The following is a 23,247-nucleotide window of genomic DNA, read 5'->3' as shown; positions in this document are numbered from 1 at the left end:
GCATCGGATATTTGCTGGTCATTTGCCCTACTCCGCCTCAAGATCATCTTGGAAGGCGTCCGCGGATAGTAACGGAATAGCGACGGCCGCTTGACCATCGACACGTCCGGCGTGTCTAATCACAGTCATGTCATTTCGGGTTCGCGCGAGAGTTCAAGGCGCGAACGGCTTTTCGAACAGATGTTCGCATCGGGATGACGAGCTCGGGGACGTCCGCGGGACAACGTCGCGGGGTATGGCCGTCGGTAGGCGTGTTGGTCCGACGGAACGAATCATTCTGCGCTAACACACAGTGAGGAGGCGGAGCGATGGCCAACGAGATGGTCTCGCCGACCGATTCCACAGCAGGCGCAGCACGTGGCGTCTGCGCAGAAAACGGCTGGAAGGATCACGAGGGGGGTGACGAAGTCTCGACGTCCCGGCTCGACTCGGGCGACGAAGTCTCGCCGCCCCGGCTCAGCCTGGTCGTCACGGGCTTCGACGAGATGTTCGAATCTATCGAAGAGCAGTGGCAAGAGCGCGCCCTGTGCGCACAGACCGATCCGGAGGCGTTCTTCCCAGAGAAGGGGGGCTCGACTCGCGAGGCGAAGCGGATCTGCATGGGCTGCGAGGTACGTGACGAGTGCCTGGAATACGCACTCGCCCACGATGAGCGTTTCGGCATCTGGGGCGGCCTCTCCGAGCGGGAGCGCCGCCGCCTGAAGCGCGGCATCGGCTAGTTCGCCCCTCGGGATGACCCCCGAGTTATCCGAACGCGAGAACTCGCCACGGCGACAACGGATCTCGCTTCGACACGGGTAGCTCCGGGGGTAGCCCCCAACCGCAGCGGCAGGCCGCCCGAGACCCCGGCGGCACGCGCCGCCACCTGCGCGGACCGCACTGGGTGCGCGGGCACCGAGCGCGCTGGCTAGTTTTATCCCATGGCACGTTCCCGGAATCGTCGTCCACCGACCGCACGGTCGGTCATCCGCCGTGGTCGCGGGGTACGCGGGCCGATGTTGCCGCCCACCGTGCCCGCTTGGCGCACCCGGGGACAGAAGTTCGATCGGCTGGTGCTCGAGGCGTTCGCGCCGCTGGACACGCGCTGGCACGACCGGCTCACCAAGCTCGATATCGCCGTCGACGACGTGCCGAAAATCCGTCCGCTGCACCCCGATTCGGTCACCTGGCCGGACGAGGTGGTCGCCGACGGACCGGTGCCGCTGTCCCGGCTCATCCCGGCCGGTGTCGACCGGCACGGCGCGGCCACCCGCGCGCGGGTGGTGCTGTTCCGCAAACCGCTCGAACTGCGCGCCAGCGACCCCGACGACCTGGTCGACCTGCTGCGCGAGGTGCTGGTCCAGCAGATCGCCACCTACCTCGGCGTGGACCCGGACGTGATCGATCCGGAACCCGAGTAGGAACACACCCAGCCGGCGCCGACGCGGCAACGAATGTCGTTGCGCGACACTCCCCGGCGTGGGCCAGTATTTGCCCGATTCCTGAGCGTGTCTGTCCACATCGGGGCGCCAGGAGGGTTACTCTCATCGGCGTGATCCCCATGCGTCGTTGCTGCCGTCCAGGTTGCAAGAATCCGGCCGTCGCGACGCTCACCTATGTGTACTCGGACTCGACGGCCGTGGTCGGCCCGCTCGCCACCGTCGCCGAACCGCACTCCTGGGATCTCTGCGAAACCCACGGCTCCCGGATCACCGCTCCGAAGGGCTGGGAGATGGTTCGGCACGAGGGCGGATTTTCCTCCAGCACACCGGATGACGACGATCTGACCGCGCTCGCCGAAGCCGTTCGCGAAGCAGGCCTGCGTCGCCGCCCGCCGGAACCGGATCAGCGCGGCTACCGCGACTACGCGCCGCCGCCGCAGCGCACCACCCGCACCGGTCGCCGCGGCCACCTCCGGGTACTGCCCGACCCGCCGTCCTGAACAAACCAGGACCGAGTCAAGCCGTCGCCACGGGGGCACTAGGGTGAAGGGCATGACTGTCGCCCGCTCTGCCGAGTTCGTCAACGCGGTGATCAAGGCATACGACGTTCGCGGTGTGGTCGGCGAACAGATCGATGCCGAATTCGTCAGGGACATCGGCGCTTCGTTCGCCCGGCTGATGCGCGCGGAAGGTGCGCAGCGGGCCGTGATCGGCCATGACATGCGTGAATCCTCCCCCGCGCTGTCGCAGGCCTTCGCCGACGGCGTGCTCGCCCAGGGCCTCGACGTGGTGCACATCGGCCTGGCCTCCACCGATCAGCTGTACTTCGCCTCCGGCCGGCTGGACTGCCCCGGCGCGATGTTCACCGCGAGCCACAACCCGGCCCGCTACAACGGCATCAAGATGTGCCGCGCCAAAGCCCTTCCGGTAGGCCAGGACACGGGCTTGGCCACGATCAAGGACGAGGTCGCCGCGGGCGTGCCCGCCTACGACGGCCCGCACGGCACCGAAACCAAGGTGGACCTGCTCGACGACTACGCGGCGTTCCTGCGCGGCCTGGTCGATCTCGGTGCGGTCCGCCCGCTCACCATCGCGGTGGACGCGGGCAACGGCATGGGCGGGCACACGGTGCCCGCGGTGTTCCGCACGCTGCCGCAGGTGACGATCGTTCCGCTGTACTTCGAACTGGACGGGTCCTTCCCGAACCACGAGGCCAATCCGCTCGACCCCAAGAACCTGGTCGATCTGCAGGATCTGGTGGTCAAGTCGGGCGCCGATATCGGCCTCGCCTTCGACGGCGACGCGGACCGCTGCTTCGTGGTGGACGAGCAGGGCGACCCGGTCTCGCCGTCGGCGATCACCGCGCTGGTCGCCGAGCGCGAACTGGCGAAGGAGCCGGGCGGGGTCATCATCCACAACCTGATCACCTCGCGCGCGGTGCCCGAACTGGTCACCGAACTCGGCGGCACCCCGGTCCGCACCCGGGTCGGCCACTCGTTCATCAAGCAGCAGATGGCCTCGACCGGCGCGGTGTTCGGCGGCGAACATTCGGCGCACTACTACTTCCGCGACTTCTGGGGCGCCGACTCCGGCATGCTCGCCGCGCTGCATGTGCTGGCCGCGCTCGGCGAACAGGACCGGCCGGTGTCGGAACTGATGGCGGCCTACGAAACGTACGCGGCCTCGGGAGAGATCAATTCCACAGTGGCGGACGCGCAGGAGCGGACCTTGGCGGTGGTGGAGGCTTTCGCGAGCCGGACGGTCTCGGTGGACCGGCTCGACGGGGTCACCGTGCAACTCGCCGACGACGCCTGGTTCAATCTGCGCGCGTCCAACACCGAGCCGCTGCTGCGGCTCAACGTCGAGGCCAGATCGCCGGAGGAAGTAGACGCACTCGTGACCGAGATCCTGCGCATCGTCCGGTCCTGACTGGAATAGTGGAATCAGGGCGGATGAAACCACAAGCTCAGGATTCAGCGAACGGGGAAGTAGACGGCTGTACCCGACGCCGAGATCCTGCGCATCGTCCGGTCCTGACTGGAATAGTGGAATCAGGGCGGATGAAATCACAAGCTCAGGATTCAGCGATCGGGGGAGCCGACGGCTCGGCCCGGGACCGGGAACCCGAGCATCGACCGCTCCCGACTGGAATAGTGGAATCACAGGCCCTGGATTCACCCGGCTCGGGCCCGGCGTGGCAGCTGACCCGGGTGGGAGCAAGGGCGGAAACGACTCAGCGCGATGAGGGGAGGTGGGACGCCCGATGATCGCTGGAACACCGGTGCTCGACCTCGACGATGCCGCTTCACTCGAGGCAGCCGATACGGCGGGCGCCCTGCGTTCGGCGGCCTCCGGCGGAGCTCAGGTCCGGGCCACGGCAGCCGCCGTCGGCGAGGACGCCCTGGCCCGCCTCGCCGGTCTGCGACCACGCAGCGTGGTGCTCGTCTCCGGCGCAGGCCGGGCCGCGCGGGCCGCGAGCCTGCTGGTCGCCGCGCTCGGTGACCGCGCGGGTCTGCCCGTGGTGCCGGTCGCCGCGCTGCCGCCCTGGGTCGGTCCGCTCGACGTCGTCCTCGTCACCGGCGACGACGCCGGCGATCCGCGCCTGACCGACGCGGTGGACCGCGCGCTGCGCCGCGGCGCCGAGGTGGTCGTCGCGACCCCCATCGAAGGCCCCATGCGCGCCGTCGCGGCCGGCCGGGCCGCCGTGCTCGCACCCCGGGTGCCGGTGCTGGACCACAACCGGCTGCTGCGGTTCGTCGCGGCGGGCATCGCCGTATTGCAGATCGTCGACCCCGGCCGCAGCGCGACGCTCGTGCCCGACCTCACCGCGCTCGCCGACATCCTCGACGCGGAGGCGCTGCGCGACGGTCCGGCCAACGAGGTCTTCCGTAATCCGGCCAAAACCCTCGCCGCCCGCATGCATCAGCGCGGCGTGGTGCTGACCGGCGACTCCCCCGCCGCGGCCCAACTGGCCGAGCACGGCGCCGAGGTGCTGCTGCAGTCGGCGGGCCGGGTCGCCACCGCGGTGGATCTGGCCGAGGCCGTTGCCGCCAGAGCCCGGATGACCGAGGCCGCAGGCGAATCCGCGCCCGGCTACGACCCGCTCTTCCACGACGAAGAACTCGACGGCCCCGTGCAGGTGGAACGCATGCGGGTGTTCGTGCTCAGCACCGACGCCGACCAATCCGCCGCGCGCCGCCGGATCGCGGTGTTCGGCGGCAGCGAGGCGGGCCTGGTCGACGCCGATCTGGTGAACGCCGATGTCGATCTGCTGCACACCGGCCTCACCGATCCGTCCGTGCCCGCACCGCCCCGCCCCGAGGAACCCGCGCCCGGCGCGGGCGGCGAGGTGGAACAGCTCGCCGTGCTCGCGTTGCGGCTGGAAATGGCCGCCGCATACCTACGGCTGATCGGAACTCGCGGCACCGCGACCGAAAGCCAAGGGCAGTTCGGGGGCAGCTACTAGTGCACGAACTCGTTGGTGCGCTGCGCTCGTACGCCTGGGGCTCGCGCACCGCGCTCGCTCAGTTGTGCGGCCGACCGGTACCGTCCGCCCACCCCGAAGCCGAACTCTGGTTCGGCGCGCATCCCGCCGATCCCGCGCACGTGCGGATCGCGGATCACACCACGTCGCTGCTGGACTACGTCGCGGCCGACCCGATCTGTGAACTCGGCCCCGCCGCCGCGGAATTCGGCGGCAAGCTGCCGTTCCTGCTCAAGATCCTGGCCGCCGAGGAGCCGCTCTCGCTGCAGGCGCATCCGAGTGCGGCGCAGGCGCGGGCGGGCTTCGAGCGGGAGAACCGGACCAACGTGGCGCTGGACTCACCGATGCGCAACTACCGCGACGACAACCACAAGCCCGAACTGGTGGTGGCACTGGACCGGTTCGAGGCGCTGGCCGGTTTCCGCGACCCGCATCGCACCGTGGAGCTGCTGCGCGCGCTGCAGGTGCCGGGCCTGGAGTCCTACGCGAACCTGCTTGCCGCGCAGCCGGACTCGGACGGGCTGCGCACCCTGTTCACCACCTGGATCACGCTGCCGCAGCCGGTGCTGGCCACCCTGCTGCCCGCGGTACTGGACGGCTGTGTGCGATACCTGTCCGGAAAAGGCAAGCGCGAGTTCACCGCCGAAGCCCGCACCGCGCTGGAGCTGGCCGAGGCCTACCCCGGGGACGCGGGCGTGCTCGCGGCGCTGCTGTTGAACCGGCTGACCCTGGAGCCGGGTCAGGGCCTGTTCCTCGCCGCCGGCAATCTGCACGCCTACCTGCGTGGGCTCGGCGTGGAGATCATGGCCAACTCCGACAACGTGTTGCGCGGCGGGCTCACCCCCAAGCATGTCGATGTGCCGGAACTGTTGCGGGTGCTGGATTTCGAGCCGATCGACCTGCCGGTCGTGCTGCCCGAGCCCGCCGGTGACGGCTCGGTGCGCTACGCGACGCCCGCGCCGGAGTTCGCGCTGCGCCGTTTCGATCTCGTCGCCGGTTCCGGCCAGGTGCCGCTCACCGCGGCCGGGCCCGGCATCGTGCTGTGCACCGCCGGTTCGGTCCGCTTGCTGCAGGGCACCACCGAATTGGCGTTGCAGCGCGGTGCCGCGGCATGGATCTCGGCCACCGACACCGACATTCGCGCCCAGGCGCCCGACGGCGACGCGCAGCTGTTCTGCGCGTGCGTCGGCGGGGTGGGCGCCGCGGGTCTGCCCGCCACGCTGACCGGGACCGATCAGCACCGCGGATAAACCCGGGCATCGGGTCTGCGACGGCCGCGACACGCTAAGTTAGCCAGGATCGGGCAATTCGAGAAAGGGCGTCCAGGGCATGTCGGCTGGTGGTGGCAAGAAGGCGATCCTCGCCGCGTTGACGGCGAACGCGGGCATCGCCGTCGCGAAGTTCATCGGTGCGGCGATCACCGGTTCCGCGTCGATGCTCGCCGAAGCGGTGCACTCGGTGGCCGACACGTCCAACCAGGGCCTGCTGCTGCTCGGCCAGCGGCGGGCCGAGCAGGAAGCCGACGAGCTGCATCCGTTCGGTTACGGACGCAACCGCTACTTCTACTCGTTCATCGTGGCGCTGGTGCTGTTCACCATCGGCTCCATCTACGCCGTCTACGAGGGCATCCACAAGATCCAGCATCCGGAGGATCTGACCTCGCCGATCGTCGCGATCGTCATCCTGTTGATCGCCATCGGGCTGGAGACCTACAGCTTCACGACCGCGATCCGGGAATCCAAGCCGCTCAAGGGTAGTGCGAGCTGGTGGCGGTTCATCCGCACGTCGCGCAGCCGGAACTGCCGGTGGTGCTGCTGGAGGACACCGGCGCGCTGGTGGGCCTGATCTTCGCGTTCATCGGCGTCGGGCTGACGATGGTCACCGGCAACCCCGTCTGGGATGGCATCGGCACGCTGGCCATCGGCCTGCTGCTCGGCGTCATCGCCGTCATCCTGATCATCGAGATGCAGAGCCTGCTCATCGGTGAGGGGGCCACGCCGGAGGAAGACCGGCTGATCCGGGAGAACCTGGTCGACGGCACCCGCATCGACCGCGTGATCCACCTCAAGTCCCAATACCTCGGCCCCGAAGAGCTTTTGGTCGCCGCCAAGGTCGGTGCGGCGCCCGGCCTGGATGTCGCCCAGCTCGCCGCGGCCATCGATGACGCCGAGGCCCGCGTCCGCGCCGCGGTGCCCGCCGCCCGCGTCATGTACCTCGAACCGGATCTGTACCGCTCCTGAGCAGTTCCCGCCCCGGTTTCGGGTTCACGCACCCGCTGTGGCGGGCCATATCAGGTGCCGGAACGCGGAACCGGTGCGTGGGTCAGGACCGGACCAGCTCCAGCGGGTCGGTGGTGATGCCGAAGCGCTGCCGCAGCGCGTGCCGGGCGGCGTACACGCCGGACATGCCATGCACACCGGGGCCGGGCGGCGTCGACCCGGAACACAGGTAAACGCCGGGAAGCGGTGTCGCGTAAGGGTTCCAGCCGGCGATCGGACGGAAGGCGAACTGGCGCAGCGTCATCGCGCCCGCCGAGATATCGCCGCCGACGTAATTCGCGTTGTGCGACGGCATCTCGGCCGCGGTGTAGACGTGCTTGGCCAGGATCAGGTCGCGGAAGCCGGGCGCGAAGCGTTCGACCTGCGCGATCACCGTCTCGCTGACGTCCCGCGTGGACCCGTTCGGCACGTGCGCGTAGGTGTAGAAGGTGTGCTGTCCGGCGGGGGCGCGGGACGGATCGACCACACCGGGCTGGATGGACAGCACATAGGGCCGTGCCGCGTGCTGCCCGGCGGCCACTGCGCGTTCGGCGGCCATCGCCTCGGCCCGCGTGCCGATCAGGTGCGCGGTGCCCGCCTGCGCCATCCCGTCCGCCTGCCAGGGCACCGGCCCGGAGAGCGCGAAGTCGACCTTGCACGCGGCGCCACCGTAGCGAAACTTGTTCAGCCGCTGCACATAGCGGTCCGGCAATCGATGTCCGGCGAGCCGGATCAGCTCGGCGGGTGCGAGGTCGAGCAGCACGGCGCGGGCGCTGTCGAACTCGCCGAGCGAGTCGATGCGGGTCTTGGTGTGCACCCGGCCGCCGAGGCGTTCGAGTTCGGCGCTGAGCGCATCGGGAATCGCCTGGCTGCCGCCGCGCGGGATCGCCCAGCCACCGGCGTGCGCCAGGGTGCCGAGCATCAGCCCGGCGCCCGCGGCGGGGATGGCGCGCGGCGGCGTGATGGCGTGTGTGGCCACGCCGGTCAGCAGCGCGGCGGCGGTCTCCTCGTGAAACCTGATGTTCCACAACGGCGTTCCCTGTTCCAGGGTGCGCAGGCCGAAACGGGTCGCGGTGCGCAGATCCTTCGGCAGGCGGCGCAGGTCCGACATCGCCAGGTCGACGACCGAGTCCCAGTTTTCGACCAAGGGCCCGAACAGCTTTCGCCAGGCCTGGCCGTCCCGGCCCAGGCCCGCGGCGGTGCGGTCGAGATCGCGCCACGCGATGCCCGCCGTGCCGCCGTCCATGGGGTGCGCGTAGGACGCCTCCGGGACGAGCAGCTCGACGCCGTGCGCCGCGAGGTCGAACGCGCGAAAGAACGGTGACGCCAACGCCATCGGATGCGCGCCGGCACAGATGTCGTGCCAGAAGCCCGGCAGGGTCAGTTCCGCCGTGCGCGATCCGCCGCCCGCGACGTCCTCCGCCTCGTACACCTCCACCGTGAGCCCGGCTTTCGCCAGGATCACCGCGGCGGCGAGTCCGTTGGGTCCGGAGCCGACTACCACAACATCAGGCATACCTCCCACGCTACCGGCCCGGGAATCGGGCGCACGGAATCGTGTTCCGGCACACCGTTGCACTCGGCTACGCCGAATCGGCGCCCACCGCGCTCAGCCATTCCGCGACGAGGATCTCGAGCCGCTGGTCCCGCAGCTCCGGCCGCAGCCGGTGGCCGCGATCCAGCGTCGCCAGACCGTGGATCGCGCTCCAGGCCACCTCGGTGCGGGCGCCGAGTTCGGCCTCGCCGACGAACGGGCGGAACATCGCCTCCAGTTCGGCGAACGCGTCCTTGAGCGGCTGCGGGGCGTCCAGGCCGAAGACCAGATCGATGTTCATCGAGAACATGGCGTCGTAGCGGGCCGGGTGGGCGGCCGCGAAATCCAGGTACGCGCGGGCCACCCGGGCCATCGCGTCGGCGGGGCCCGCGGCGGCGGCATGGGCGCGGCGCATCTCGCCGGTCAGGTCGATGATGCCCTGCTCGGCGACCGCGGCCACGATCGCCGACTTGCCCGCGAAGTGGCTGTATAGGACGGGCTGGCTGTATTCGATGCGTTCGGCCAGCTTGCGCACCGTCACCGCCTCCCAGCCCTGTGTTTCCGCCAGCTCGCGCGCGGTGTCGATGATCCGCTGATGGCGTTCGGCTCTTTCACGTTCCTTGCGCGTCTGGGGGCTCACGAAAGAAATCCTAGCAGTGCTAGACAAAGCGGACCGCGATGTCTTATCGTCGCTCCATAACCTAGCGCCGCTAGAATTCAGAGCATCACCAAGGAGTCACCCGCCATGACCATCTCCCGCATCGCCACCGCGTTCTCGCTCGCCGGCGCGGCGTTCATCCTCTACATCGGGATCAGCTACCTGTTCACGCCCGACGTCATCGCCCCCGGCTTCGGCCTGCCCGCCTGGCCCGACGGCGAGGAGGCCGCGTTCCTGAACCTGAAAGGCGTGCGCGACACCGTGTTCGGCGTGCTCATCCTGGTGCTGCTCGCCATGAAACAGCGTTACGCGCTCGGCATCGTCACGCTGGTCGTCGCCCTGGTCCCGGTCGGCGACATGCTCACCGTGCTCCGCTGGCACGGTTCCACGGCGGCGGCCTTCGGCATCCACGGTCTCACCGCCGTCTTCGTCGCGGCCACCGGCGCGCTGCTGTTGCGTGAGCACCGGCTCGCGCACCGCTCGGCCCCGGCGCGCGCACTCGTCAACGCCTGACCCCGAGCACAACAGCCCGGTACCGCGCGGTGCCGGGCTGTTGTGCTCGCGCAGAACATCATTCGCCGCCCTGGTGACCAGCACCACAATCCACGGCCCGGCGATGAATTCCGCAGACCTCCCCCGTCCATACCTTCGAGCACCGCACGAGCCCAGGAGAGACCATGGCAACCAAGCCGCACGGCCCCGCGTCCTACTTCCCCTCGATCGAAGCCAAATACGGCCGCACCATCGACGAGTGGCTGAGCACCATCCGCGATTCCGGCATCACCGCACACAAGGCCCTGGTCGAATGGCTGAAGTCGGAGCACGCCATGGGCCACGGCCACGCCACCGCGCTCGCCCAGTACCACCTCAATCCGGCGAAGTGGGCCTCCTGAACCCACCCCCGAACAGCGCGAAGGGCCCGCAGATCCTGCGGGCCCTTCGTGTTCCACAGTGCAGCTATGCGCGAACCAGGTCCTTGGTGTCGGGCTCCTGCTGCGGCTGCGCGCCGTGGTCGTTATCGACCATGGTCTGTTCATCGAACGGCAGCTTGCGGTCGAGTACCTCACGCACGCGATCGTTGTCGATGGTCTTGGTCCAGGTACCGATGAGCACGGTGGCCACGGCATTACCGGAGAAATTGGTGAGGGCACGAGCCTCGGACATGAAGCGGTCGATGCCGACGATCAAACCGACGCCGTCCAGCAGTTCGGGCCGATGGCTCTGCAACCCGCCGGCCAGCGTCGCCAGCCCCGCGCCGGTGACGCCGGCGGCGCCCTTCGAGGCGATGATCATGAACAGCAGCAGGCCGATCTGCTCGCCGATGCTGAGCGGTTTGCCCATCGCGTCGGCGATGAAAATAGAGGCCATGGTCAGGTAGATTGCAGTGCCATCCAAATTGAACGAATACCCGGTCGGCACAACCACACCCACGGTCGTCCGCTCGACGCCCATGTGTTCCATTTTCGCGATCAGCCGAGGCAGCGCGGATTCGGAGGACGACGTCGCGACGATCAGCAGGTACTCACGCGCCAAGTAGCGGACCAGTTTCAGCACCGATACCCGCGACACCGACCACAGCACGACGCCGAGCACACCGAAGACGAACACCAAACAGGTCAGGTAGAACGCGATCATCAACGTGCCCAACTTCACCACGGCGTCGAGCCCGGTCTTGCCGACCACGTTGGCGATCGCGCCGAACGCGCCGATCGGCGCCAGCCACAGGATCATCACCAGGATGCGGAACACCAGCTTCTGCAGCAGCCCGATGCCGCGCAGGATCGGCTCGCCGGTCTTGCCCATGGCCTGCAGGGCGAAGCCGACCAGCACCGCAACGAACAGCGCCTGCAGCACATTGCCGTCGGTCAACGAGGACAGCAGCGATTTCGGCACAATGCCGCTGATGAATTCCCAGGTGCCACCGGCCTTTTCGGCCGCCTTCACCGAATCCTGGCCCGCCTTCGCCGTCTTGTCGATATCCAAACCGGTGCCCGGCTGCAGCAGATTGCCGACGACCAGCCCGATGCCGAGCGCGAAGGTCGACATCACCAGGAAGTACCCGATGGCGAGCCCGCCGACCTTGCCCACCGTGGCCGCGGTCCGGATGGAACCGATGCCGAGCACGATGGTGCAGAAGATGACCGGCGCGATCATCATCTTGATCAGGTTCACGAAGATGCTGCCGAGCGGAGCAACAGCCACCCCGAAGCTGGGTGCCAGCCAACCGACGAGAACGCCCGCGACGACCGCCACGATGACGGCCAGGTACAGCCAGTGGGTGCGGTCGCGCTTCTTCGGTGCTGCTTGTGGTGTTGCTTCTGTCATGCGATTGGTGTCCTCCGAGGTGGTGCCGACGTGAGGTGCCTCACGACCCCCAGGCAGAATGATGGCCGTGCAGGTGACACCGGTCACGGTTTGGTGCATTACGTTCAGCGGCGGAAGGCAGTAATTGAGACGCGGTCGGCTATCCCTGGCCGGTCAGGCCTTCGCGCTGCAGCTGATCGTGTTGACCCTGATGGTCATCGTCGGCGCGGTGCTCGCGGTCGTCGACGCGCGCCATCACAGCGACGTGACCACCACCCGCGAGGTGAGGGATGTCGCGGTGAGCATCGCTGAGGCACCGTCCACGCTCTCCGCCGTCTACACCACCGACCCGCCCCGGTTACTGCAGCCGGTCACCGAGCGGATCCGGCGGGCGACCGGAATGGACTTCATCGTGGTGATGGCGCCGGACCGGACGCGGTACACCCACACCAACCCGGACATGATCGGCAAGCCGTTCAGCGGGAACATCGATCGCGCGCTGGCCGGGGAGACCTTCACCGAGACGTTCACCGGCACACTGGGCCCCTCGATCCGCGCGGTGGCGCCGGTCTACGACGGCAACCGGGTGGTCGCGCTGGTGTCGGCCGGGGTGACCCGGGCCAAGATCGGCGATCAGGTCGCCACGCAGCTGCCGCTGATCCTCGGCGTCGCCGCGGCGGGGCTGATCGTCGCGGGCAGCGGGTCCTTTCTGCTGAGCCGCAGGCTGCGCAGGCAGACCCACGGACTCGCGCCCGCGGAACTGCGCGCACTCTACGAACAGCACGACGCCGTACTGCACTCGATCCACGAGGGCCTCGTGGTGTTCGGCATGGCGGGCGAACGCGCCGAGGTGGTGAACGACCAGGCCCGTGAGCTGCTCGGGCTGCCGGAGGGCGAGGTACGCCGCGGCGACCTGCCGGTCTCCATGCAGCAGATGAGCTGGGGCGTGGTGCGCGACGAGATGCACGTGACCGGGGACCGCATCCTGCTCATCAACCAGGACATCGTCACCTGGGAGGGCAGGCCGATCGGCACCGTGATGACGATCCGCGATCACACCGAATTGCGGGAGGTGATGGGCGAACTCGATTCGGTGCGCAGTTTCGCCGAATCGCTGCACGCGCAGGCGCACGAATCGGCCAACCGGCTGCACACCGTGGTCACCATGGTGGAGCTCGGCCGCTACCGCGAGGCCGTCGCGTTCGCCACCTCGGAACTCGAACTCTCCCAGACCCTCATCGACCGGCTGTTCGCCGCGGTGGGCGCACCCGCGCTGGCCGCGCTGCTGCTCGGCAAGGTGAACCAGGCCAACGAGCGCAGCATCGAATTGACCGTCACCGAGGAGACCGCGCTCGACTCGATCGAGCCGCTCTCGCCGCAGGAAATGGTCACCCTGGTCGGCAACCTGACCGACAACGCCATCGACGCGGCCGCGGAGAGTCCGAACGGCTGGGTGGAAGTCACCCTGCGGCAACAAGATTCGGCACTGTACCTGCGGGTCGCGGACAGCGGCCCCGGCATGTCCGAGGAGATATTCAACCGCGCGTCCCAGCGCGGCTATTCGACCAAGGCCGACCATCACGGACTCGGCCTCGCGCTGGTGCACCGCCTGGTGGCCCGGCACGGGGGGACCATTCGTACCGACCTAGATCCGGAAAGCGCGGTTACCGTGACGATTCCGCGAAAGGACGCACAGTGATCCGAGTGCTGATCGTCGAGGACGAGCCCCTCATCGCCGAGGCGCACCGCGCCTACGTCGACCGCATCGAGGGCTTCGTCCCCGTGGGTGTGGCGCACACCGGCCGCGAGGCGATGCGGGCCGCCGCCGACAACGCGGCCGAGGGCACCCCGATCGACCTGGTGCTCATGGACATCGGCCTACCCGACGCGAGCGGCCTCGATGTCGCGGCGGCGCTGACCGGCCTCGCGCCGCGTCCGGACGTCATCGCCATCACCTCCGCTCGCGACCTCGCGATGGTGCGCACCGCGGTATCGCACGGCGTGGTGCTGTATCTGCTGAAACCGTTCACCTTCGCGGCCTTTCGCGACAAGCTGGACCGCTACCGGGAATTCCGCACCGCGCTGCCCGCCGGCGAGACCGCGGTGTCCCAGCACGACATCGACCGCGCCCTCAGCGCCCTGCGCACCCCGGACCAGCGCGCGACCACGCCCAAAGGCGTTGCGCCGCAGACACTCGACGAGATCTCCCGGACCGTGCGCGCGGCCCCGGAGGGCATCACCGCCGCGGACACCGCGACCACCATCGGCGTCTCCCGCATCACCGCGTGGCGCTACCTGGAGAAGCTCGCCGACGACGGCCTGGTGACCCGCCGCTCCGACTACGGCCGCGCGGGCCGCCCCAAGACCCGCTACGTCTGGAAATCCAAGACCTGAACGGGGTTTCGCCGACGAGACCGGCGCGACGTGCCTGCTCGATCGGCCTCAGACCGTCGCGGGTTCCGTGGCGGAAACGCTGCGGCCGAGGCGAACCGGCAGCTGCTCGTAGCCGTGCAGCGTGAACAGCTCCCTGCGCTGCGGCGTGCCGTCCAGCCGCAGGTCGGGAAAGCGTTCGAACAGGGCGCGCAGGGCGTGCACGCCTTCCATCCTGGCCAGGCTCGCGCCGAGACAGACGTGGATGCCGCTGCTGAAGGTCAAGTGCTCCTTGGCATTCGGCCTGCCGACATCGAAGCGCTGCGGTTCGGTGAACATCGCGGGATCGCGGTTCGCGCCCGCGAGCGAGAGCACGATGGTCTCGCCCGCCCGGATCGGCACGCCGCCGACCTCGGCGTCGCGCACCGCGGTGCGGGCGGTGGTCTGCACCGGGGCGTCGAAGCGCAGCACCTCTTCGACGGCGTTGGGCCACAGCTGCGGCTCCTCGCGCAGCCGTGCCAGCTGGTCCGGGTGGGCGATCAACTGGACCACGCCGTTGCCGATGAGGTTGACCGTGGTCTCGAAGCCCGCGCCCATCAGCAGGCTCGCGGTGGCCTTGAGTTCCAGGTTGTTCAGTTCGCCCGCGCTCACCAGCGCGCTCAGGATGTCGTCACCGGGCGTGCGGCGCAGCCGGGCGATGTGCTCGTCGAGGTAGCTGTTCATCACCTCCATCGCCGCCATCGCGCGCCGGTGCGCGCGCCAGGAGATGCCGAGGTCGAGCAGCGGGGTCGTCAGATCGCCCCAGCGCAGGAACAGTTCCCGGTCCTTGTCGGGGAAGCCGAGCATCTCGGAGATGATCGCGATCGGCACCTGCGCGGCGTACGCGCTGATCAGGTCGGCGGACCCGCCGGAGGGCAGCGTCGCGAGCAGCTCCGTGGTGACCGTCTCGACCCGCTCGCGCAGCCTGGCGATGGCGCGCGGGGTGAACGCGGAGGCCACCGGTTTGCGCATCCGGGTGTGTTCCGGCGGGTCGATCACCAGCATCGAGGGCGGCTCCACCGGGTTCGGCGGCAGCGGGAAATACTTGGCCAGCTTCTGGATCGGGCCGGGGATGTCGAAGTTCTCGGTGGTGCGCACGCCGAATCGGCTGTCGCGCAGGACGCCTCGGCACAGCTCGTAGTCGAAGGTGGCCCAGGACAGCGCGGTGCGGATGATCCGGCCCTCGCCGCGCAGTTGCTCGATCAGCGGATACGGATTGCCGAAGCCGGTGGGCCCGCCGAGCAGTTCGGCGAACGGCTCGCCGCGTTTGGCCTGCCTGCGTAGCACCAGGCGGGGCGCGCCCTGCACGGACAACCAGCGGAACCAATACTGCGGCTTCATAGTTCACCAACTCCGTCGTTGTGCCTGATGACCACCGTACGGAACCCGGTCAGAATGTGGAACGTGCTCCAGTCGGACTTCGACCTATACCGCGGTAGGAGTCCGTCGACCGCAGAGCGCCAGATCCCGCAGAACCAAACCAAAGTACTGCGCCCACCCGGCGCCGCGCACCGGTCCGGCCGAATCCGGTGCTCGCCGGGCTCACCCGCGCTGCGCGGTGACCTTCTCCGATTCGATGCGCCGCTCGCGCAGCGCCGGATCGGGATTGGCGACCTGGACCAGGCTCGCGCCCGCGGCCAGTACGGCGACGAAACCGTCGATCAGCTCGGCGGGGGTGTCCCACGACGTGCTGGACAGCACCCGGTCGCCTTCGGAAATGCCTTGGCGCATAGCGGATTTCTTCGCCTCGGCGAGGACCTCCGGGACGGTCATGCCGTCGAGCGCCGCGCCCGCGCCCGCGGGCCGGAACTGGTCGCCGTGCACGCGTACCGAGGTGGCGAAGTCGGTCACGCCGATCGGGAGATCGCGCACCGGGGCGCCGAGCGCGTCCAGCGACAGCGCCGCGACCTCGGCGACCTGCTGGGTGTCGTCGAGCCGGTCGGGCGTCACCAGGGCGAGTTCGGCGTCGTCGTCGGGCCGCAGCACCACCTCGGTACCCGCCCACCAGCAACCGAGCAGCACGGCGGCGGTCTGCCAGTGCGCGGGCAGCAGCACCGCGATCCGGGCGCCGGGGCTGAGCCCGAATTCGTCCCTGATCAGGTTGGCCGTCTTGGCGGCCCAGTTCGCCAGGGTCAGCCCGGACAGTTCGATCCGGGCGCCGGTGGCGTCGTCGTAGTAGGTGACGCGCGGGCCGGCCGGCTCACGCTCGAGAATCGGGTCGAGCACCCGCTCGGTCAGGGTGAGCGACTCTTGGAATTCACGCATCGACTGATTCACGCCTGTCTAGTTCACGCATTTCGGTCCGTTCTGGCCTGCGTCGATCGGTGGGGCGGGCGGGACTGGCGTGGCGGTGGCGCTCGACGTTCCGGAGAAGTCGAACATGCTCCCAGCCGCCGAGCCCGGACCAGAATAGTCGTTCGCCAGCACGACGCTCACCGAATCCGGGGACAGGGTGGAGTCGGTGAGCACCGGCAGGCCGCCGAGCGCCTTCGCCACCGCCTTGGCCTTGGCGTCGCCGGTGTTCGCGGCGAGCACCCGGCTGCCCGTCACGTTCGGGCCGGTGTAATTGCCCACCAGCCCCTCGTGAAAGCCCTTGCCGGTCAACGCCTGTGCCACCTTGCCCGCCAGGCCGCCGATACCGCTGGCGTTGTACACGCTGACGGTCACCGTGGCCGGATCCAGGGCGGGCTCGGCGGCCGTCTCGTCGGCCTTGCCGTCGACCAGCGACGACACATACGACTTGACCGCGGCGGGATCGACCCGCACCACCGATTCGCCGCCCGAGGTCATGTAGTTCAGATCGGTGACCGGAATGGTCTCGAACTTCACCTGACCGCCCGAAAGATCTTGCAACTGCTGCAGGAACGCGAGCACGTCCCAGTCGTCGTCGAGCACCACCGTGCGCCCGACGGCGTCGCTGAGCTGCTTCATCCGTCCCGGATTGCTGAGGGTCTTCGCGCTGAGCACCTGCCCGACGAGCTGGGCCATGAACACCTGCTGGCGCACGATCCGGTCCAGGTCGCCGCGCGGCAGATTGTGCCGCTGCCGCACGAAGCTCAACGCCGCGGGACCGTCCAGGCGCTGGCGCCCGGCCGGGAAGTCGGCACCCGACATCCACTCGTCGACCGGGTTGTTCAAGCACACCTCGACGCCGCCGACGGCATCGGTGAGCAGCACGAAACCGAGCAGGCTCACCTCGGCGTAGTGGTCGACGCTGATGCCGGTGAGATTGGCGACGGACTTGATCAGCGCCTGGCGGCCCGCCTTGGTGGACTGCTTGTCCGCCTCGTCCTCCGCGACGCCCTGGTTGATCAGCTTCAGCCGCTGGGTCTCCTTGGTGGCGCCGTAGGCCGAATTGATCTTGCCCTTGCCCAGATCGGGGATGTCGACGTAGGAGTCGCGCGGGATCGAGATCGCGGTCGCGGAGCGTCCGTCGTTCGGCACCCGGATCAGCACGATGGTGTCGGTGTTCGTGCCCACCTCGTCGCCCGCGTGCAGCATCGCGCGTTCCCGGTCGCTGAGCGGATTGCCGTGCGCGTCGGTGCGACTGTCCACGCCGACGAGCAGGATGTCCACGGCGCCGTCCCGGCCGCCGCCGAGTCCGAGCCCGCCGATGCGCTCGATATTGGAGATCAGACTGTCGACGCTGTGCCAGGCGAAACCGGTGATGACGAACACCACGACGGCGACCGCCGCGGCCAGCGCGCGCAGCGGACCACCGGCGGGCAGCGGCGATTCAGCGCCGCGCGGCCGGGTCACCGTGCACCTTCCGCGCCGCGGCTAACCTGCAACCTCTCGACAACTCGACATCCTTTCGACACGCTCTGGGTCTGCTTCCGCCACGCGGTGTGCTCGACCACCCCACCTTTCCATAACCCCCGCAACCATTTGGCAAACATCGCCGCGCCACGCACGCGAGTCGGGGGCGCCTGTTCGAAGGCTAACGAATCCCGCCGGTCCGACCGGCAATCCGCAGGTGTGGCGGCGTGCCCCTGCCCGCGTGCCAGACTTGACAACTGTGACGACCTCGACACCGCCCGGCCCCGTCGCACCCGCGAGTCTGGTCGTGACAGGAGCCCGCGGACAGCTCGGGCGGGAATTGCTCCGGCTCGCACCCGGCGCCCGCGGCCTGAGCCGCGCCGATCTGGACATCACCGACCCGGACGCGGTCGCCGCCGCGCTCCCGCCGGGGTCGGTGGTGCTCAACTGCGCCGCCTACACCGCGGTCGATCAGGCCGAGACCGAGGTCGCCGCGGCGTTCGCGGGCAACGAGACCGGACCGGCCGTGCTCGCGGCCGCCTGCGCCAGGGCCGAGGCGCGGCTGATCCACGTCTCCACCGACTACGTTTTCGCGGGGACCGGCGAGCGCCCCTACGAGACGACCGACCCGACCGGGCCGGTCACGGTCTACGGACAGTCCAAACTCGCGGGTGAGAAGGCCGTGCTGACGCTCGCGCCGCAGGCGCACGTGGTGCGCACCGCCTGGGTATACACCGGGCACGGAAGCGATTTCGTCGCCACCATGCGGCGGCTGGAACGCGAACGCGACACCGTCGACGTGGTGGACGACCAACTCGGATCCCCCACCTACGCCGCCGATCTCGCCGCCGCGCTGCTGGAACTGGCCGGACGGCCCGACGCCCCGCGCCTGTTGCACGCCACCAACGCCGGACAGGCCAGCTGGTTCGAGCTCGCGCGCGCGGTGTTCGCGGCGGTGGGCGCCGACCCGGCCCGGGTGCGCCCGTGCGATTCGTCGGCGTATCCGAGACCCGCACGGCGCCCGCCATATTCGGTGTTGTCGCCGCGCGCCTGGCACGACGCGGGGCTCACCCCGTTGCGTCCTTGGCGAGCCGCGCTGGACGAGGCGCTGTCCCGCTCGTCCGATGGACTGGGTCCGGCCGCGACCACTAGGCTCAGCGGCCGTGAGTGATTCCGATTCCGCCAGCGCGGGCCTGGCCGTCGTCACGGTGACCTATTCACCCGGCGAACACCTCGAGCACTTCATCACCACGCTCGCCGACGCCACGACCGAGAAGCCACAGGTGATCCTCGCCGACAACGGCTCCACCGACGGAGTGCCGGAGCTGGTCGCCGAGGCCAACTCGCACGTGCGACTGCTACGCACCGGCGGCAACATCGGCTACGGCGGCGCGATCAACCGCGCCGTCGCCGAGATCGATCCGGCCATCGAATTCATCGTGATCGCCAACCCCGACATCCGCTGGGGCACCGACGCCATCGACCAGTTGCTCGCGGCCGCGCAGCGCTGGCCGCGGGCCGGCGCGGTGGGCCCGCTGGTGCTGGAACCGGACGGCAGCGTCTACCCGTCGGCGCGCCGGGTGCCCGGACTGCTCGACGGCGCGGGGCACGCGATCCTCGGCACGGTGTGGAAGACGAACCCGTGGACCCGTCGTTACCGGCAGGAGAACGAGGAGATCTCCGAGCGTGCGGTCGGCTGGCTGTCCGGCTCCTGCCTGCTGGTGCGGCGCGCGGCCTTCGATTCGATCGACGGTTTCGACTCGCGCTACTTCATGTACATGGAGGACGTCGACTTCGGCGACCGGATGGGCAAGGCGGGCTGGCACAACGTGTTCGTGCCCTCGGCCGAGGTCACCCACGCCAAGGGGCACGCCGCGGGACGGCACCCGGAGAAGATGCTGCCCGCCCACCACGCCAGCGCCTACCGCTTCCAGGCCGACCGGCACCCGCACTGGTGGCAGCTGCCGCTGCGGCTGGCGCTGCGCGCCGGACTTGCGGTGCGCTCCCGGATTGCGGTTCGATCGGCGCTGCGCCAACAGGCGCGGGAAGCGGGCCACCCGGTCTAGAGCGCGCGAAACGGGTATACCGATACCGGGCAGCTGAGCGGCAGACCTGGGAAAACTCATCGATTCGGCGGTTGCTGAGCGACAATGGCGCAGGGCCGTCGTGCACGGCGGCCCGGTGCACCTCAGGCGGGCCGAACCTCGGCGCGCGCAATATTCGATCCACTGTGAACAGGGGACCTTGAATGGCAGGAAATGCAGGCACCGACGCCGTGATCCTGGTGGGCGGGCAGGGGACGCGGCTGCGCCCGCTGACCCTCTCGGCACCGAAGCCGATGCTGCCGACGGCCGGGCTGCCGTTCCTGACGCATCTGCTCGCCCGCATCGCGGACGCAGGCATCACCCACGTCGTGCTCGGCACCTCGTTCAAGGCGGAGGTGTTCGAGGAGCATTTCGGTGACGGCGCCGAGCTCGGCCTCGACATCGAATACGTCACCGAGACCGAGCCGCTCGGCACCGGCGGCGGCATCCGCAACGTGCTGCCCAAGCTGCGCGCCGACACCGTGATGGTGTTCAACGGCGACGTGCTCGGCGGCACCGAACTCGGCGCGGTGCTCGACACGCACGAGTCCACCGATGCCGACGTGACGCTGCACCTGGTCCGGGTCAGTGATCCGCGCGCCTTCGGCTGTGTGCCGACCGACGCGGACGGCCGGGTCACCGCGTTCCTGGAGAAGACGCAGGATCCGCCGACCGATCAGATCAACGCGGGCTGCTACGTCTTCCGGCGCGAATACATCGAGAAGATCCCGTCCGGACGCCCGGTGTCGGTGGAGCGCGAGGTGTTCCCGTCGTTGCTCGCCGAGGGCGCGCGCGTGCAGGGGCACGTCGACTCCTCCTACTGGCGCGATATGGGCACCCCCGAGGACTTCGTGCGCGGCTCCGCCGATCTGGTCCGCGGTATCGCCCCGTCGCCCGCGCTGCCCGGCCAGCGCGGCGAATCGCTCGTCCACCCGGGCGCGGGCGTCGCACCGGGCGCGCTGCTCATCGGGGGCACCGTCGTCGGTCGCGGGGCCGAGGTCGGCGCGGGCGCCCGGCTCGACGGCGCGGTCATCTTCGACGGCGCGGTCATCGAAGCGGGGGCGACGGTCGAGCGCTCGATCATCGGCTTCGGCGCCCGGATCGGTCCGCGCGCGCTGGTGCGCGACGGCGTCATCGGCGACGGCGCGCAGGTGGGTGCCCGCTGCGAGCTACTACGCGGCGCCCGGGTCTGGCCTGGCGTCGAGATTCCCGACGGCGGTATCCGCTTCTCCACCGACGTCTGAGCGTCCGCCGGCCCGAAAAGCTACCGGGCGAACCGCCTTCCGCGGCGACGACCGGTCTGGCAGGGTGCAGCGCGGGGTCTCGTGGCGCGCGCCGCGGGATCACCGCGTGTGCGCACTGTTCACCGATCGCAAGAGCCGAGGAGAGATTTCGATGAGGAAATTCGCCCCCCGCGTGCTGGCCGCCGCCGTATTCGCGGGCTGTGCAATAGGATTCGCGCCGTCCGCCGTGGCGGCGCCCTCGATCTACGAACCGAGCATCACCCCGTGCAGCCACCTGTTCAGCACGCCGCTGGAATTCGGCCGCCCGGGCACGAGCACGTATTGGAGCCCGTTCGGCACCGCCGACATCGTCTGTTATGACGCGGGTTCCCTCGGCGTGAGCTACTACCAGCGCGATCCCGGCGGCCAATGGCACGCCATGAACCAGCTGATCCCGGGCAATTACTTCATCAACGTGTTCGGGTACAGCCAGTTGCCCGCGTAGCGGGCGAACTCAGCTGAAGCCGACGGCCTGTTCGCCCCACGCGGTGTGCAGGTCGCGGTCCGGGTTGTCGACCACCCGGTCGACGGTGTCGATCAGCAGCGTGGTCCGCGTCGACGGACGGTACGGCGGCCAATGCTTGGAACCGTCGAGCGCGGCCGGGACGCCGTGCGTGGCGAACGCGAGCCAGCGCCGCATCATCCGCCCCGACACCTCCATGGCCACCTTGCGACCACCGAGCCAGAACGTCGGATCATGATTGAACGAGCCGAAATTGCCGAACACATAAGGCAATTCGGTGGCGTGCCCGGCACCGACCCGGGCCGCGCGCAGCATCGGCGTCGCATGATCGAACCGGTACATCCAGGTCGGCGAGTGCTGGGCGTGCGCGTCGGCGACCCAGTGCGCCGGCATCCGGAACGCGGCGTCGCCGGACATGGCCAGCGCGCCCCGGGTCTTGTCGAGATCGGGGTAGGCCGAGGTGATCTCGGCGATCCGCTCGTGTGACCATTCGGGGTGAGCGGCCGCCACGTCGTTGAGCATCGCGTTCACCGCGTCCGGGGTCACCGGCATGATCGGCGAGCGGAACACCCGGAACAGCGATGCCTCGTCCTTGTTGGTGCCGATCATCAGCGGCACCCGATGCGAGCGGCCGTGCTGGAACCGATCGATCGGGTAGGTCGGTAGCAGGTCGCCGTCCACCACCGGCGCCGCGGCCAGCCGGCCCGGCTCCTTCAGCGGAATCTCGTCCAGCAGGATCCCCGCCACCTCGACGATCTTCTCGATCGGCCAGTCGAGCAGTTCTACCGCGCGCGAGGCGGGCAGCTCCAGCAGTTCCAGGAAGCGCCGGGCCACCCCGGCCGCGCGATCCTTGCCGAACACCGTGGTCGCGGGCGGGCTCTGCACGATCGCCTTGTGGAACAGCCCGGCCGCGCTCGGTGAGGTGAGCAATGCCGTGACACAGCCCGCGCCGGAGGATTCGCCGAACAGCGTGACGTTGCCCGGGTCGCCACCGAACGCGGCGATGTTGTCGCGCACCCAGGCCAACGCGGCGATCTGATCGTGCAGACCGAGATTCGGGGTGAACGGACCGGGCAGCGAGGACAGATCGAGGAAGCCGAGCGCACCGAGCCGATAGTTGACCGTGACCACCACGACGTCACCGGTCTCGGCGAGTTTGCGGCCGTCGTAGATGCCCTGGGCCGCGGTGCCGAGGCAGTAGGCGCCGCCGTGCAGCCAGACCAGGACCGGGCGCGGTTCACCCGAATCGAACGGCTCGATCGCCTCGCCGTCCGCGCGCCGGGGCGCCCACACGTTCAGCCACAGGCAGTCCTCGCCCATCCGCAGGTCCGAATCGACCGGGACCATATTGCCCATGGTCTGCGGTGCGATCTCACCGAACGCGGCGCAGTCGCGGATACCGTCCCAGCTCGGCGCGGGCAGCGGCGGCCGGAAGCGGTCGGCCCCGCTCGGCGCGGCGGCGTAGGGGATGCTGCGCCAGTAGGCGACCGGTCCGTCCCAGCGTCCGCGCACTTTTCCCGCGGCCGTGGCGACCACTGGCTCGGCGCCGCGCACCTCCCAGTCCGGTGCTGTCTCGAACTGTGTGCCCAT

At 69.4% G+C, this 23,247-nt stretch carries 21 protein-coding genes and 1 pseudogene; 15 read left to right on the top strand and 7 right to left on the bottom strand.

Features of this window, described 5'->3' with window-relative positions:
- The first annotated feature begins 485 nt into the window (after positions 1-485).
- The 7 genes and pseudogenes from NBRGI_RS35345 (at position 486) to NBRGI_RS44580 (ending at position 7,145) form a co-directional block, all read left to right on the top strand.
- Positions 486-719 (top strand): WhiB family transcriptional regulator, encoded by a 234-nt coding sequence (locus NBRGI_RS35345; RefSeq protein WP_029901515.1) that lies wholly within the window; start codon positions 486-488, stop codon positions 717-719.
- A 201-nt stretch (positions 720-920) separates the two neighbouring features.
- A complete protein-coding gene (locus NBRGI_RS35340; protein ID WP_162836687.1) occupies positions 921-1,400 on the top strand; it encodes a metallopeptidase family protein in 480 nt (159 codons plus the stop codon).
- A gap of 140 nt (positions 1,401-1,540) precedes the next feature.
- The gene (locus NBRGI_RS35335) at positions 1,541-1,921 is read left to right on the top strand and encodes a DUF3499 domain-containing protein (RefSeq protein WP_041563073.1); all 381 of its coding nucleotides are present in this window, start codon (positions 1,541-1,543) and stop codon (positions 1,919-1,921) included.
- A 52-nt stretch (positions 1,922-1,973) separates the two neighbouring features.
- Positions 1,974-3,350 (top strand): phosphomannomutase/phosphoglucomutase, encoded by a 1,377-nt coding sequence (locus tag NBRGI_RS35330; RefSeq protein WP_029901513.1) that lies wholly within the window; start codon positions 1,974-1,976, stop codon positions 3,348-3,350.
- 334 nt (positions 3,351-3,684) lie between these two features.
- Positions 3,685-4,887, top strand: coding sequence for a hypothetical protein (locus tag NBRGI_RS35325; RefSeq protein ID WP_029901512.1), 1,203 nt, complete (start codon positions 3,685-3,687; stop codon positions 4,885-4,887).
- Complete coding sequence (manA, locus tag NBRGI_RS35320) at positions 4,887-6,155, top strand: mannose-6-phosphate isomerase, class I (RefSeq protein WP_029901511.1); 1,269 nt, start codon at positions 4,887-4,889, stop codon at positions 6,153-6,155. The genes NBRGI_RS35325 and manA overlap by 1 nt, the downstream gene beginning before the upstream one ends.
- Positions 6,156-6,234: 79 nt before the next feature.
- Positions 6,235-7,145 (top strand): annotated as a pseudogene (locus tag NBRGI_RS44580) (cation diffusion facilitator family transporter).
- 82 nt (positions 7,146-7,227) lie between these two features.
- Here the strand turns inward: NBRGI_RS44580 and NBRGI_RS35310 are convergent.
- Positions 7,228-8,679 (bottom strand): phytoene desaturase family protein, encoded by a 1,452-nt coding sequence (locus tag NBRGI_RS35310; RefSeq protein ID WP_029901510.1) that lies wholly within the window; start codon positions 8,677-8,679, stop codon positions 7,228-7,230.
- Between the two features lie 67 nt (positions 8,680-8,746).
- A complete protein-coding gene (locus NBRGI_RS35305; protein ID WP_029901509.1) occupies positions 8,747-9,337 on the bottom strand; it encodes a TetR/AcrR family transcriptional regulator in 591 nt (196 codons plus the stop codon).
- 105 nt (positions 9,338-9,442) lie between these two features.
- On the opposite strand from NBRGI_RS35305, the gene NBRGI_RS35300 reads away from it, so the two are divergent.
- Positions 9,443-9,868, top strand: a complete 426-nt coding sequence (locus NBRGI_RS35300; RefSeq protein WP_029901508.1) for a DUF4267 domain-containing protein — start codon at positions 9,443-9,445, stop codon at positions 9,866-9,868.
- 164 nt (positions 9,869-10,032) lie between these two features.
- The gene (locus NBRGI_RS35295; RefSeq protein WP_029901507.1) at positions 10,033-10,248 is read left to right on the top strand and encodes a DUF4287 domain-containing protein; all 216 of its coding nucleotides are present in this window, start codon (positions 10,033-10,035) and stop codon (positions 10,246-10,248) included.
- Between the two features lie 64 nt (positions 10,249-10,312).
- Here the strand turns inward: NBRGI_RS35295 and NBRGI_RS35290 are convergent, their stop codons facing one another.
- Complete coding sequence (locus tag NBRGI_RS35290) at positions 10,313-11,680, bottom strand: cation:dicarboxylate symporter family transporter (RefSeq protein WP_029901506.1); 1,368 nt, start codon at positions 11,678-11,680, stop codon at positions 10,313-10,315.
- Between the two features lie 190 nt (positions 11,681-11,870).
- Here NBRGI_RS35290 and NBRGI_RS35285 point away from each other — a divergent pair, with 190 nt between their 5' ends.
- Both NBRGI_RS35285 and NBRGI_RS35280 read left to right on the top strand, forming a co-directional pair.
- Positions 11,871-13,358: a sensor histidine kinase gene (locus tag NBRGI_RS35285; RefSeq protein WP_051728276.1), complete on the top strand. Its 1,488-nt coding sequence runs from the start codon at positions 11,871-11,873 to the stop codon at positions 13,356-13,358.
- Positions 13,355-14,053 carry a response regulator gene (locus NBRGI_RS35280; protein WP_014987843.1) on the top strand — a complete coding sequence of 233 codons (699 nt, stop codon included), beginning with the start codon at positions 13,355-13,357 and terminating at the stop codon, positions 14,051-14,053. Before NBRGI_RS35285 ends, NBRGI_RS35280 begins: the two co-directional genes overlap by 4 nt.
- A gap of 48 nt (positions 14,054-14,101) precedes the next feature.
- Here the strand turns inward: NBRGI_RS35280 and NBRGI_RS35275 are convergent, their stop codons facing one another.
- The 3 genes from NBRGI_RS35275 to NBRGI_RS35265 form a co-directional block, all read right to left on the bottom strand.
- Complete coding sequence (locus tag NBRGI_RS35275) at positions 14,102-15,409, bottom strand: cytochrome P450 (RefSeq protein ID WP_029901504.1); 1,308 nt, start codon at positions 15,407-15,409, stop codon at positions 14,102-14,104.
- 201 nt (positions 15,410-15,610) lie between these two features.
- Positions 15,611-16,333 (bottom strand): TIGR03089 family protein, encoded by a 723-nt coding sequence (locus tag NBRGI_RS35270; protein ID WP_029901503.1) that lies wholly within the window; start codon positions 16,331-16,333, stop codon positions 15,611-15,613.
- Between the two features lie 18 nt (positions 16,334-16,351).
- Positions 16,352-17,827 carry an LCP family protein gene (locus NBRGI_RS35265; protein ID WP_436839292.1) on the bottom strand — a complete coding sequence of 492 codons (1,476 nt, stop codon included), beginning with the start codon at positions 17,825-17,827 and terminating at the stop codon, positions 16,352-16,354.
- A 259-nt stretch (positions 17,828-18,086) separates the two neighbouring features.
- Here NBRGI_RS35265 and rfbD point away from each other — a divergent pair, with 259 nt between their 5' ends.
- The 4 genes from rfbD (at position 18,087) to NBRGI_RS35245 (ending at position 21,639) form a co-directional block, all read left to right on the top strand.
- Complete coding sequence (gene rfbD, locus NBRGI_RS35260) at positions 18,087-18,998, top strand: dTDP-4-dehydrorhamnose reductase (RefSeq protein ID WP_029901501.1); 912 nt, start codon at positions 18,087-18,089, stop codon at positions 18,996-18,998.
- Positions 18,952-19,893 (top strand): glycosyltransferase family 2 protein, encoded by a 942-nt coding sequence (locus NBRGI_RS35255; RefSeq protein ID WP_051728271.1) that lies wholly within the window; start codon positions 18,952-18,954, stop codon positions 19,891-19,893. Before rfbD ends, NBRGI_RS35255 begins: the two co-directional genes overlap by 47 nt.
- Positions 19,894-20,075: 182 nt before the next feature.
- Positions 20,076-21,155: a sugar phosphate nucleotidyltransferase gene (locus NBRGI_RS35250; RefSeq protein WP_029901499.1), complete on the top strand. Its 1,080-nt coding sequence runs from the start codon at positions 20,076-20,078 to the stop codon at positions 21,153-21,155.
- Positions 21,156-21,306: 151 nt separating this feature from the next.
- The gene (locus NBRGI_RS35245; protein WP_029901498.1) at positions 21,307-21,639 is read left to right on the top strand and encodes a hypothetical protein; all 333 of its coding nucleotides are present in this window, start codon (positions 21,307-21,309) and stop codon (positions 21,637-21,639) included.
- A 9-nt stretch (positions 21,640-21,648) separates the two neighbouring features.
- On the opposite strand, the gene NBRGI_RS35240 is transcribed toward NBRGI_RS35245, so the two are convergent.
- The gene (locus NBRGI_RS35240) at positions 21,649-23,247 is read right to left on the bottom strand and encodes a carboxylesterase/lipase family protein (protein WP_029901497.1); all 1,599 of its coding nucleotides are present in this window, start codon (positions 23,245-23,247) and stop codon (positions 21,649-21,651) included.

It is taken from the genome of Nocardia brasiliensis IFM 10847, assembly GCF_000710915.1.
In the GTDB taxonomy this organism is placed as follows: Bacteria; Actinomycetota; Actinomycetes; order Mycobacteriales; family Mycobacteriaceae; genus Nocardia; species Nocardia brasiliensis_A.
Note: the sequence above shows the minus strand (reverse complement) of the source record. Positions and strands in the feature narration are given on the sequence as shown.